At 64.1% G+C, this 11,223-nt stretch carries 14 protein-coding genes; 10 read left to right on the forward strand and 4 right to left on the reverse strand.

Translation table 11 applies throughout. The features are described 5' to 3' along the window. The first annotated feature begins 20 nt into the window (after window positions 1-20). From RMO81_RS14065 to lepB, 6 genes are read left to right on the forward strand one after another with little or no spacing between them, the layout of a single operon-like run. A complete protein-coding gene (locus tag RMO81_RS14065; RefSeq protein ID WP_310476526.1) occupies window positions 21-233 on the forward strand; it encodes a hypothetical protein in 213 nt (70 codons plus the stop codon). After that, a complete protein-coding gene (locus RMO81_RS14070; RefSeq protein WP_310476527.1) occupies window positions 230-856 on the forward strand; it encodes a hypothetical protein in 627 nt (208 codons plus the stop codon). Before RMO81_RS14065 ends, RMO81_RS14070 begins: the two co-directional genes overlap by 4 nt. Continuing rightward, a complete protein-coding gene (locus RMO81_RS14075) occupies window positions 853-1,884 on the forward strand; it encodes a serine hydrolase domain-containing protein (protein ID WP_310476528.1) in 1,032 nt (343 codons plus the stop codon). Before RMO81_RS14070 ends, RMO81_RS14075 begins: the two co-directional genes overlap by 4 nt. Beyond that, window positions 1,881-2,630: a pyridoxine 5'-phosphate synthase gene (locus RMO81_RS14080; RefSeq protein ID WP_310476529.1), complete on the forward strand. Its 750-nt coding sequence runs from the start codon at window positions 1,881-1,883 to the stop codon at window positions 2,628-2,630. Before RMO81_RS14075 ends, RMO81_RS14080 begins: the two co-directional genes overlap by 4 nt. Next, window positions 2,627-3,058, forward strand: coding sequence for a holo-ACP synthase (acpS, locus tag RMO81_RS14085; protein ID WP_310476530.1), 432 nt, complete (start codon window positions 2,627-2,629; stop codon window positions 3,056-3,058). The genes RMO81_RS14080 and acpS overlap by 4 nt, the downstream gene beginning before the upstream one ends. Beyond that, window positions 3,055-3,870 carry a signal peptidase I gene (gene lepB, locus RMO81_RS14090; protein ID WP_310476532.1) on the forward strand — a complete coding sequence of 272 codons (816 nt, stop codon included), beginning with the start codon at window positions 3,055-3,057 and terminating at the stop codon, window positions 3,868-3,870. The genes acpS and lepB overlap by 4 nt, the downstream gene beginning before the upstream one ends. Before the next feature lie 152 nt (window positions 3,871-4,022). On the opposite strand, the gene RMO81_RS14095 is transcribed toward lepB, so the two are convergent. Further along, window positions 4,023-4,541 (reverse strand): FKBP-type peptidyl-prolyl cis-trans isomerase, encoded by a 519-nt coding sequence (locus tag RMO81_RS14095; protein WP_310476534.1) that lies wholly within the window; start codon window positions 4,539-4,541, stop codon window positions 4,023-4,025. A 128-nt stretch (window positions 4,542-4,669) separates the two neighbouring features. Next, entirely contained in the window at window positions 4,670-4,876 is a 207-nt protein-coding gene (gene rpsU, locus RMO81_RS14100; protein ID WP_017668065.1) for a 30S ribosomal protein S21, read from the reverse strand. A 220-nt stretch (window positions 4,877-5,096) separates the two neighbouring features. Between rpsU and RMO81_RS14105 the strand changes: the two genes are divergently transcribed. From RMO81_RS14105 to feoB, 3 genes are all read left to right on the forward strand, one after another. After that, entirely contained in the window at window positions 5,097-5,735 is a 639-nt protein-coding gene (locus RMO81_RS14105; protein ID WP_310476535.1) for a COQ9 family protein, read from the forward strand. Window positions 5,736-5,835: 100 nt separating this feature from the next. Next, the gene (locus RMO81_RS14110) at window positions 5,836-6,093 is read left to right on the forward strand and encodes a FeoA family protein (protein WP_310476536.1); all 258 of its coding nucleotides are present in this window, start codon (window positions 5,836-5,838) and stop codon (window positions 6,091-6,093) included. Then, window positions 6,090-7,955 (forward strand): ferrous iron transport protein B, encoded by a 1,866-nt coding sequence (gene feoB / locus RMO81_RS14115; RefSeq protein WP_310476537.1) that lies wholly within the window; start codon window positions 6,090-6,092, stop codon window positions 7,953-7,955. The genes RMO81_RS14110 and feoB overlap by 4 nt, the downstream gene beginning before the upstream one ends. Here the strand turns inward: feoB and RMO81_RS14120 are convergent. After that, window positions 7,950-9,269, reverse strand: a complete 1,320-nt coding sequence (locus RMO81_RS14120; protein ID WP_310476538.1) for an amino acid permease — start codon at window positions 9,267-9,269, stop codon at window positions 7,950-7,952. The two genes, feoB and RMO81_RS14120, sit on opposite strands and share 6 nt — an antisense overlap. 51 nt (window positions 9,270-9,320) lie before the next feature. Further along, entirely contained in the window at window positions 9,321-9,776 is a 456-nt protein-coding gene (locus RMO81_RS14125) for a nucleoside deaminase (protein WP_310476539.1), read from the reverse strand. A gap of 46 nt (window positions 9,777-9,822) precedes the next feature. On the opposite strand from RMO81_RS14125, the gene RMO81_RS14130 reads away from it, so the two are divergent. Then, window positions 9,823-11,223 (forward strand): acetate--CoA ligase (locus RMO81_RS14130; protein WP_310476540.1); only part of this gene is annotated, 1,401 nt, incomplete at its 3' end.

Below are 11,223 nucleotides of genomic sequence, written 5' to 3' on the forward strand. Positions count from 1 at the left end.
AAGCAGGATAATGTTTCATAATGCAAAAAAGCTATGCCTCTGATGGTCGGTTCGAAACTTATCTCGATGCAACCGGAAAGGTTCGCGGGCGGCTCATTGACAGCAAGGGCCGAGTTGTTCTGGTCAAGACCGGTCGGGTGATTGGTATTCGACCGACCAAAGCTGAGCGGCTGGCGGCCAGCGCCGCCTTGACTCAGTTGCACTTGCGTTCTGTTGGCGAGAAGGGCGATTGACCCGACGCATCGCCGATATCCGTTTGGATGGCGTCTTTATCAACTGCCCATTCGATGCAGACTACGAGCCTTTGCTTGATGCCATCGTTTTTGCGGTAATCTATTGCCGGTTGAGCGTCAGGACCGGACTGATGAGGGCAGACGCAGGCCAATTGCGACTGCAGAAAATCCTCAGTCAAATCGAACAAAGTCGATTCAGTATCCACGATATCTCGCGCATCGAACCGGGTGACGACGGCCTGCCGCGCTTCAATATGCCCCTTGAACTTGGACTGGCTCTTGGCATGAAGCACTTGGGTCGCAAAGCTTTGCGCGATCATATCGTTATCATTCTCGACCGCGACCGATATCGTTATCAAGCGTTTGCGTCGGATTTGGCTGGTGTGGATATCATGAATCACAATAACGATCCCGTTCGTATAATTGCTGCTGTTCGCGATTCGCTGGCACCACATCTCGATTATGAGCTGCCCACGCCGGGGGTCATCAATGCCGCACGCGTCGCATTTCTAGACGCACTGCCGCAGATGGCAGCAGCTGTACGGCAGGAGGTGGGTGAACTCGCCTTCATTGATCGATTGCGGCATATCGGTGCATTCATTTCCGTCGCCAACGCCGCGTGATCCCGCTGATCGCCATGATCGCGGCTTTCTATGGACCAGAACCCGCCGGCAGGGTTGCTGAAATCGCCGATTTCGGTGGTTTTGCCGGCATGGTGCTGTTGGCCGAAGGTGGCAAGGTCAGCCTGGAAAAGGGTTTTGGCACCAAGCTGCCGCAGCGCGTGGTCCGTGCCCGCAATCCCAGCGATTTTCTGCCCGGCGACAATTGGCGCTGGGCATCGGTGACCAAGCAGATCACCGCCACCATGGCGATGCAGGATGTCGCCGCCGGCCGGCTTGATCTGGATGCGCCGATCACTCGGTATCTGCCCGATTTCAAGGGTCCGACCGGCAAACGCATCACGGTGGGCATGGTGCTGGGCCACACGTCTGGCCTGCCCGACAGCAATGCCGGCGATGCGGCGGCCTTCCGCCCGGGTGCAACCGTGCTGCCCGATGCCGTGTGCGCCGGCGCCGTGCGCGATCAGCCGGGGGCAAGCTTCAACTACGACAATTGCGATTACATCATCGCCGGCCGCATATTGGAGGCGGTGAACCGCAAGCCCTACGCGCAATTGCTGGCCGAACGCATCACCAAGCCGCTGGGCATGACATCGGTACGCATTGCCGGGCCGCACGTGGCCGGGCTGGGCGAAGCGCCGGTGAACCTGGCGACTTATGGTGCTGCCGGCGCCATCACCGGCAGCATCCGCGATCTGTGGCGCTTTGATCAGGCGCTGATAAACGGCAAATTGCTGCCGGCCACTGCCCGCGCCAAGATGTGGGAAGGCCGGCCGCAATATGGCTTTGCCGCACTTGGCCAATGGTCTTTCGAGGTCAAGCTGAGCGGCTGCAACAATGCCCAGCGTATCATCGAGCGGCGCGGCGCCATTGGCGGCGTGCAGGTGCGCAACTATATGCTGCCTGACCGCAACATCGTGCTGATCGCCATGACCAACCGCGACGACATCGAATTTGGTGAACTGTGGCAGGGGGTCGGGCTGGGCTATAATCTGCTCAGCGCCGCTGCCTGCAAGGGGCCTGAAAAATGACTGCTCACCTGCGCCCCAACCACTTGAGACTGGGCGTTAACATCGATCATGTCGCCACCATCCGCAACGCGCGCGGCGGCCTGCACCCCTGCCCGCTGCGGGCGGCCGAAGTGGCGGCGGCTGCCGGTGCCGATGGCATCACCATCCATCTGCGCGAGGATCGCCGCCACATCACCGATGACGATCTGATCCGACTTTCCGGTGCAATCTCGCTGCCGATCAACCTTGAAATGGCGGCGACCAATGAAATGCTGGCCATCGCGCTCGCGCACAAGCCCCACGCCGCCTGCATCGTGCCGGAGCGCCGCGCCGAACGCACCACCGAAGGCGGGCTGGATGCCGCCGGCCAGCACAACACGCTGCAACCCATCGTGGCGCGGCTGCAGGATGCCGGCATTCGCGTGTCGCTGTTCATTGCGCCTGATGCGCGCCAGCTGGAGGCTTCGGCCCGGCTGGGCGTTCCGGTCGTTGAACTGCACACCGGGCCTTATGCCCACGCCGTGACACCGGAACAGATCGAAACTGAACTGGCCCGGCTGACCCGCACCGCCGAAATCGGCGCGGAACTGGGCCTGGAAATGCACGCCGGCCATGGCCTTACCTACGACAATGTCTTGCCCGTCGCCGCGCTGGCGCAATTCGCCGAACTCAACATCGGCCATTTCCTGATCGGTGAAGCGGTGTTCGTCGGCCTGGATGCCGCCATCCGCCGCATGCGCGGCCTGATGGATGATGCGCGCGCATGAGCGGCATCATGGTGCCGTCCGGCCTGGCCTTGGTGGGGCTTGGTTCTGATCTGTGCAACATCGATCGGATCGCCAACAGCATCGATCGTTTCGGTGACCGCTTCATCAACCGCATCTTCACCGAGATCGAACAGGCAAAGGCCAACCGCCGCGAACTGACCCGCGCTGCGACTTTCGCCAAGCGTTTTGCCGCCAAGGAAGCCTGCGCCAAGGCGCTGGGCACCGGCTTTCGCCAGGGCGTGTTCTGGCGCGACATGGGGGTGGTCAATCTGCCCAGCGGCCAGCCGACGCTGCAGCTTTCCGGCGGCGCATTGGCAAGACTGGCACAAATCACGCCCAGCGGGCATAAGGCGGCGATTCATCTAACGATGACTGACGACCATCCTTGGGCGCAGGCCATCGTGCTGATTACCGTGAGTGTGGAATGAGCGAAGCTGTGGCGACCAAGAAAAAGATCAACTGGGTGGAAGAAGCCTGGCAGTTGTTCCTGCTGGCACTGGCCGTGCTCGGCGTCCACACGGCGGTGGCCAAGCCGTTCTACATCCCCTCCGGATCGATGCTGCCCGGCCTGCTGGTGGGTGACCGGCTGATCGTGTCGAAATATCCTTATGGCTACAGCTATCTGTCGCCGTCGCTGAACATCCTGCCCAAGATGGATGGCCGGTTGTTTGGCAGCCTGCCGGAACGCGGCGATATCGTCGTGCTGAAATCCCCCATCGCCCAGGACGACTGGATCAAGCGGGTGATCGGCCTGCCCGGTGACACGGTGCAGATGAAGGATGGCCAATTGTGGCTGAACGGCGTGGCCGTGCCAAAGGTGAAACTGGCCGATTCGGTGATGAAGGTGACGCCCAACAGCGACTGCGCCACCATGATCGACGCGCAATATCGGGTGATCACGCCCGATGGCATCGCCGAATGCCACCTGCCGACCTATCGCGAAACCCTGCCCGGCGGCCGCACCTATACGGTGCATGATCTTGCCAATCTGCCGCAGGACAACACCGAAGCGGTGATCGTGCCGGAAGGCCATGTGTTCCTGATGGGCGACAATCGCGACAATAGCGAAGATAGCCGCTTTCCCGCCGAAGTGGGCGGGCTGGGCCTGCTGCCGATCGAGAATATCGTTGGCCGCGCCGAATTCACCACCTTCAGCCTGGATGGCACCACCAGCCTGAACCCGGTGACGTGGGTGACCGCGCTGCGCAACCGCTGGTTCCTGTCGCTGCGGGATAATTGAGCAGGAAGTGAGCCTCCGGCCGGCAGGCCTGAGGCCTGCACCCGTTTGTTGTTAGGCTAAAATGCTCCAGCGTCGTTATCTCGCGTGCGCCAAACGAAAGTGGGTCCAGGGCCTCAGGCCCTGGCCGCCGGAGGCATCTTTACCTGGCCCTGTTATTGCGCCGGCTTAACCGCCAGCAGTTCGATATCGAATTCCAGCACCGCGCCCGGCGGGATGACGCCGCCGGCGCCCTGCGCGCCATAGCCAAGGCTGGGCGGCACCACGAAATGATATTTGGAACCCACGGTCATCAACTGCACGCCTTCGGTCCATCCGGGGATGACCTGATCGAGCGGGAAGGCCGCCGGCTGGCCGCGCTGGTAGCTTGAATCAAACACGGTGCCGTCGATCAACTTGCCTTCATAGTGCACCAGCACCGTGTCCTTGGCGGCGGGCTTTGGGCCCTGGCCGGCGCGAATCACCTGATACTGCAGGCCAGACGTCGTGGTGATGATCCCGGGCTTGGACTTGTTGGCCGCCAGATACTGCACATCGGCGGTGCGCACGGCGGCAACCTGGCTCTGGGTGCCGGTATAGACCAGCAGGCCCACCACGCTGAGCACGACGGCGCCCGCCGCCAGCCACTTGCCGATGCCGACACCGCCGGGGTTATTGCTTGCCTGACCTGACATGATTGCCTCGAAATCCGAAAATTGCTGGCGCCTGCGTCGCGCTTGTCTGTGCGTAGCGCTTACATGGCGAGGGCCGGGCAGAGGGTCAACCCTGCCCGGCCCTCAGCCGCGTTGTGCCGTGGGGCGTCTTACTTGATGCCGTCACGTTCCATGCGCTTGCGGTCCATCTTGCGGGCGCGGCGCACAGCGGCAGCCTTTTCACGGGCGCGCTTTTCAGACGGCTTCTCGTAATGACGGCGCAGCTTCATTTCGCGATAAACGCCTTCACGCTGCAGCTTCTTCTTCAGGGCGCGAAGGGCCTGATCGACGTTGTTATCGCGAACCAGAATTTGCATGAGTTGCCGTCACTCCATTTCGTTCGGGGGCAGCGGCCCCATATTCGGGATGATTCGAGAAATAAGGATGCACATCGAGTCGCCCCGATGGCAGAGGCGTGGCCGATAGCAGATGCCCATCGGGGCTGCAAGCGGGGCAGCACATGTTGCCCGCCGCAACCGGCCCCCGCGACGCAAAAGCGACTGTGAAGCGTTGGGCGGGCGCGCTATGATGCTGGGCATGAACGAGGATACTCCGCTCGCCGAACTTGCTTCCCGCCTGGCCCGGGCGATGCTGCCGCATGTGCCGTTTGATGGCTGGAGCCAGACCGCGCTGGCCGCAGCCGCCCGCGATACCGGTATCGATCCAGACATCGCCGCCATGGCCCTGCCCGATGTCGACGCCATGTTGAGCGCGTGGACGCAGGACGTGAACGCCCGCATGGCCGAGGTGATGGCCGGTGCCCACAATCTGAAAGTGCGGGACCGCATCCGCATGGCACTGGTGACGCGGCTGGAGCAGGGCGACCGCGAAGTCACCCGCCGGGCGCTGAATCTGCTGGCGCAGCCGCAGCACGCCGCCCTGTCGGCCAAGCTGCTGTGGCAGGCGGCCGATGCGATGTGGCGCGCCGCCGGCGACACCGCGACTGACTATAATCATTACACCAAGCGGCTGATCCTGTCGGGCATCTATTCCGCCACCCTGCTGCACTGGACGCAGGATGATTCGGAGGATTTCACCGCCACCCGTGCCTTCATCGAACGCCGCATCGATGGCGTCATGCGTTTTGAAAAGGCCAAGGCGAAGCTGACAGGCGCGATGGGCAATCTGCCAGACCCGGCACGCTTCTTCGGCCGGCTGCGCTATCCGGCGGTCTAGGGCTGGGGCTCGATTCAAGACTGTCACGGCGGTTTAACGCTGGCGCGCTCGGTGCAATATTGATAACGGTTCGCAACTTCCTCGCGTCCGGACCTCCTGCTTGACCGTTTCCGACCTTTTCCGCCCGATCGAATCGCTTGGCCCTGGCGAAGTGGCCTTGATCGCGGCGATCGATCGCTCCGGGCTTGATCCCGACACGGCGCAGCGTCTGTGCGAGCTGGGCTTTGACGAAGGTGTCGACGTCGAAATCCTGCACCGCGCGCCTTTTGGTGGTGATCCACTGGCGGTGCGGGTGGGCAATATGGTGGTGGCCCTGCGCTGCGAGATGGCCCGCCTGATCGAGGTGGAAGCGGCATGAACGCGCCAGCCAATATCGCGCGTCCGCCCGTTGTTGCGCTTGTCGGCAACCCCAATGCCGGCAAGACCAGCCTGTTCAACGCGCTCACTGGCAGCCGCCAGAAGGTGGGCAATTATCCCGGCGTCACCGTCGAACGCAAAGCCGGCCGCCTCGCCCTGCCTGATGGCCGCGTGGCGGAACTGGTCGATCTGCCCGGCACCTACAGCCTGACCCCGCGTTCCCCCGATGAAGCCGTGACCCGCGATGCGATTTTCGGGCGCATGGCCGGCGAAAAGCGGCTTGATGCAGTGGTGGCCGTGATCGATGCCACCAATTTGCGCAATCACTTGCGGTTTGTACTGGAATTGAAGGCGCTGGGCTTGCCGCTGGTGGTGGCGCTGAACATGGTCGATCTGGCAACCCGAGACGGCATTGTCATCGATACGGCGCTGCTGGCGAACCTGCTTGGCTTGCCGGTTGTTGAAACCGTCGCTGTCCGTCGCAAGGGCCTTGAGGCGCTGGGCACCGCCCTTGCCGCCCGCATCGGCGACGTGCCGCCCGAACCGCCGCAAGAACACCCCAGCGACGTGCGCGCCCTGCAGAAACAGGCCCGGCAACTGGCGAGCGCGGTTGAAACCAGCAGCGGATTGGCGCGGCGCTGGTCGCAGCGCATTGATGCCGTGGTGCTGCATCCCGTGGCCGGGCCGCTGCTGCTGGCAGGCATCCTGTTCTTCATGTTCCAGGCCGTGTTCAGCTGGGCCGAAGCGCCGATGGGCTGGATCGAAGCCGGCATATCGGCCCTGCAGGTAGAACTGGCGGCGCGGCTGCCCGAAGGCTGGTTCCTCTCCCTGCTCAACGATGGCGTGCTGGCCGGCGTGGGTGCCGTGGTGGTGTTCCTGCCGCAGATCCTGATCCTGTTCCTGTTCATCATCGTGCTGGAACAATCCGGTTACATGACCCGCGCCGCCTTCCTGATGGATCGGCTGATGGCGCGCGTCGGCCTCAACGGGCGGGCCTTCATTCCGCTGCTGTCCAGCTTTGCCTGCGCCGTGCCCGGCATCATGGCCACGCGCAGCATCGATTCGCCGCGCGACCGGCTCACCACCATCCTGATCGCGCCGCTGATGACCTGTTCGGCCCGCCTGCCGGTTTATGCCGTGGTGATCGGCGCCTTCATTCCGGCCCGCGATGTCGGCCCGTTCGGCAGCCAAGGCCTGGTGCTGTTTGCGCTCTATCTGGCCGGCATCCTTGGCGCGCTGGTGGCGGCCTTTGCCTTGCGCCGCACTGTTACCAAGGGTCAGGCGCCGCCCTTCGTGATGGAAATGCCGAAATATCAGTGGCCCACTGCGCGCGACGTTGGCCTGGGCCTTTATGGCCGCGCCACCGCCTTTCTGAGCCGAGCCGGCACCATCATCCTGGCCAGCACCATTGTGTTGTGGGCCATGGCCAGTTGGCCTGGGCCGCCGGCAGGCGCAACGAAACCGCCGATTGAATATAGTCTGGCCGGCAAGATCGGCGCAGCACTGGAGCCATTCTTCGCGCCCATCGGCTTCAACAAGGAAATCGTCATCGCGCTGGTGCCCGGCATGGCGGCGCGTGAAGTGGCCGTCTCGGCGCTGGGCACGGTCTATGCGCTCAATGATGTCACCGAAGACAATGCCGGCAGCCTGATCGAACGGCTGCGCAGCGCCTGGCCGCTGCCCACGGCGCTGGCGTTTTTGGCGTGGTTCGTGTTTGCGCCGCAGTGTATTTCAACGCTGGCCATCACCCGGCGCGAAACCGCGAGCTGGCGCTGGCCGATCTTCATGTTCAGTTACTTGTTTGCCGCCGCCTATGTGGCGGCCGGCATCACCTATCACGTGGCGGTTGCGTCGGGGCTATAGGCGGGGGGCTTTGAGCAGCAGTCGCACGCCCAGCCCCAAGGCCAGCATGCCAAAGCTGATCGCACTGCCCGTCCAGCCGACATAGCGCAACGAGCTTTGCAGCACGAACAGGCAGCCGGCGGTGAACACCAGCGGCACCAGCGGGTAGAGCGGCACCTTGAACGGCCGTTCAACACCGGGCAGGCGGCGGCGCAGGATGATCAGCGCCGGGCCGGTGAGCGACAGGAACAACCAGAACACCGGCGACAAGAAATCCACCATCTGGGCAAAGCCGGTGGAAAACGACCCCCAGCAGATAAGGCAGAGCGTGACGGCACACTGCACCCAGATCGCCCGGCGCGGCACGCCAGCGACTTCGTCCCACGCTGCCAGCCGGCCCAGCGCCGGTTCATCGCCAGCAACGGCAAAAAGCGTGCGGCCACCCACGATGACGAGCGCATTGACGATGGCCAGCGCCGCAATGCCGACAAAGATCACCATGGCGACCTGCCCGGCCGGGCCAAAGGCAATGGCCATCAATTGCGCCGCCGGCGCGGCACTGGCGGCCAACCCGGCGCCGCCCAGCCCCACCAGATAGGCCCAGTTGGCCAGCAGGTAGAGCGCCGTCACCAGGGCCATGCCGCCGACCATGGCACGCGTCATGTCACGCGGGCCGCGCACTTCGGCTGACAAGGTGGCGGCATCGTTGAAACCGCCAAAGGCCAGCATGACGAACACCATCGCCTGCCCGAACGCCGCCGCGCCAAACGGCTGCGGCACCGGCGTGGGGTTCAGCGGCGGCGTGCCCGATGCGATCAGGCTGGCCGCCGCCACGCCCAACACCAGCAGGGCCAGCACATCGGCGGTGACCAGCACGATCTGGCCGCCGGTCGATCGTTTTACCCCGGCAAGGTTCAGCGCGGTGAGCACCACAATGGCCAGCGCCGCCATCCCGCCCCGGGCCGGGCCAGACAGCGGCACCAGTTCCGCCAGATAGTCCGCCGCGACAAAGGCCAGCATCGCCGCCGATGCCGAGAAAATCACTGCAAAGCGCGACCAGGCAAACAGAAAGCCAACCAGCGGGCCATAAGCGAGTTTCAGAAAGCGATAATCCCCGCCGGGATGCGGAAAGGCATTGGCCAGTTCGGCATAAACCAGCGCCCCACACAGCGCGAACAGCCCGCCCAGCGCCCACGCGGCCAGCACCAGCGTATCATTCTGCAGATTGGCTGCCACCAAGCTGGCGGACCGGAAGATGCCTGCGCCCACCACCATGCCGACGACCACGGACGCGGCAGCAAAGGGACCAAGCACGCGGCGGGGAGCAATGTTCATGCCCGCAGCGTGGCCGAGGGGAGCCCCGCCGGCAAGGGCCGTCTTTTCCGGTTAGCGCCGGCCCGCGAAGAACGTCTTCAACAACGCCGCGCCTTCCGTTTCCGCCACGCCGGCCACCACTTCGGGCCGATGGTGCGCCTGCGCGTGGCTGAACACGCGGGCGCCCTGTTCCACACCGCCGGATTTCGGATCGGACGCGCCATAAACCAGCCGCTCCAGCCGCGCCGCCGCAATCGCTGCTGCACACATGGCGCACGGCTCCAGCGTGACGGTGAGGGTGCAGCCCAGCAGCCGCTCGCTGCCCAGCGCCGCACAGGCGTCGCGGATCACCAGCATTTCGGCATGCGCGGTCGGGTCGTTCCGTTCGCGGGTGCGGTTGCCAGCCTGGGCGATCACCGTGCCGGCGGCATCAGTGACCACCGCGCCCACCGGCACTTCGCCGCGCGCCGCCGCCGCGCGGGCTTCGTCCAGCGCCAGGGCCATCGCTTTGGAGGGGGGAAAGACCATCTGCACCCTCTAGCGGCAAGCGGCGACGCAGCCTAGTCTGGCCGCCATGAGCGATACACTCCACCCCATCACCGCCGACGCCCTGGCCATCACGCGCACCACGGCCGCGCAATATCACGCCGCCTATGCCCAAAGCCTGGCCGATCCGCATGACTTCTGGCGCACCCAAATAACCCGGCTCGACTGGTATCGTGCGCCGACCAAGATGGGCAATTGGTCGTGGGACCCGGTGGAGATCAAATGGTTCGAAGACGGCGTGCTCAACGCCAGCTGGAACTGCCTTGATCGCTGGGCCGATGCCGATCCCAAGCGCACCGCCATCATCTGGGAAGCCGATGACCCCAAGGCAGAAGGCCGCCGCATCAGCTATGGCGAGTTGCGCGATGAGGTGGCGCGCATGGCCAATGCGCTGGTGGCGCTGGGCGTCGACAAGGGCGACTGCGTCACCATCTACATGCCGATGATTCCCGAAGCGGCGATGGCGATGCTGGCCTGTGCCCGCATCGGCGCCATGCACAGCGTGGTGTTCGGCGGCTTTTCCGCTGAAAGCCTGGCTGGCCGCATCGAAGACGCGCAAAGCCGTTTTATCATCACCGCCGACGAAGGCCGGCGCGGCGGCAAGTCCATCCCGCTCAAAGCCATCGCCGACGAGGCTTGCGATAAGGCCGAAGTGGCCGGCGTCAACGTTGAAGCCATGCTCGTCATCCGCCACACCGGCGGCCGCGTCACCATGTTCGAAGACCGTGACCATTGGTGGCACGAGATCCGCGCCGACGTGCCGGAAACCTGCACACCCGAACCAATGAACGCCGAAGATCCGCTGTTCATCCTCTATACCAGCGGCTCCACCGGCAAACCCAAGGGCGTGCTGCACTCCACCGCGGGCTATCTGCTGTGGGCCAATCTCACCTTTGAAACCGTGTTCGATTATCGCGCCGGCGAAATCTTCTGGTGCACCGCCGATGTCGGCTGGGTCACCGGGCACAGCTATATCGTCTATGGCCCGCTCAGCGCCGGGGCCACCGTGTTGATGTTCGAAGGCGTCCCCAGCTGGCCCGCCAACGACCGTTTCTGGCAGGTGATCGACAAGCACAAGGTCAACATCTTCTACACCGCCCCCACCGCCCTGCGCGCCATCATGCGTGACGGCGATGAGCCAGTGAACCGCCACGACCTGTCGTCATTGCGCCTGCTCGCCACGGTGGGCGAACCCATCAACCCGGAGGCGTGGAACTGGTATCACCGCGTCGTTGGCAAGGGGAAACTGCCCATCGTCGACACCTGGTGGCAGACCGAAACCGGCGGCGCGCTGATCACCCCGCTGCCCGGCGCCACGCCACTGAAGCCCGGCAGCGCCTCGTGGCCGTTCTTCGGCATCGAGCCGGCGCTGGTCGACACCGAAGGCACCATCATCCCGTGGCAAGCCGGCCAGGAAATCAGCGGCAAT

The organism is Sandarakinorhabdus sp., assembly GCF_031422795.1.
Classification (GTDB): domain Bacteria; phylum Pseudomonadota; class Alphaproteobacteria; order Sphingomonadales; family Sphingomonadaceae; genus Sandarakinorhabdus.

Excerpts from the sequence above, each read along its gene's own strand:
- RMO81_RS14065 (WP_310476526.1), top strand. The coding sequence starts at position 21 with ATGCAAAAAAGCTATGCCTCTGATGGTCGGTTCGAAACTTATCTCGAT.
- RMO81_RS14080 (WP_310476529.1), top strand. The coding sequence starts at position 1,881 with ATGACTGCTCACCTGCGCCCCAACCACTTGAGACTGGGCGTTAACATC.
- acpS (WP_310476530.1), top strand. The coding sequence starts at position 2,627 with ATGAGCGGCATCATGGTGCCGTCCGGCCTGGCCTTGGTGGGGCTTGGT.
- lepB (WP_310476532.1), top strand. The coding sequence starts at position 3,055 with ATGAGCGAAGCTGTGGCGACCAAGAAAAAGATCAACTGGGTGGAAGAA.
- RMO81_RS14095 (WP_310476534.1), bottom strand. The coding sequence starts at position 4,541 with ATGTCAGGTCAGGCAAGCAATAACCCCGGCGGTGTCGGCATCGGCAAG.
- rpsU (WP_017668065.1), bottom strand. The coding sequence starts at position 4,876 with ATGCAAATTCTGGTTCGCGATAACAACGTCGATCAGGCCCTTCGCGCC.
- RMO81_RS14105 (WP_310476535.1), top strand. The coding sequence starts at position 5,097 with ATGAACGAGGATACTCCGCTCGCCGAACTTGCTTCCCGCCTGGCCCGG.
- feoB (WP_310476537.1), top strand. The coding sequence starts at position 6,090 with ATGAACGCGCCAGCCAATATCGCGCGTCCGCCCGTTGTTGCGCTTGTC.
- RMO81_RS14120 (WP_310476538.1), bottom strand. The coding sequence starts at position 9,269 with ATGAACATTGCTCCCCGCCGCGTGCTTGGTCCCTTTGCTGCCGCGTCC.
- RMO81_RS14125 (WP_310476539.1), bottom strand. The coding sequence starts at position 9,776 with ATGGTCTTTCCCCCCTCCAAAGCGATGGCCCTGGCGCTGGACGAAGCC.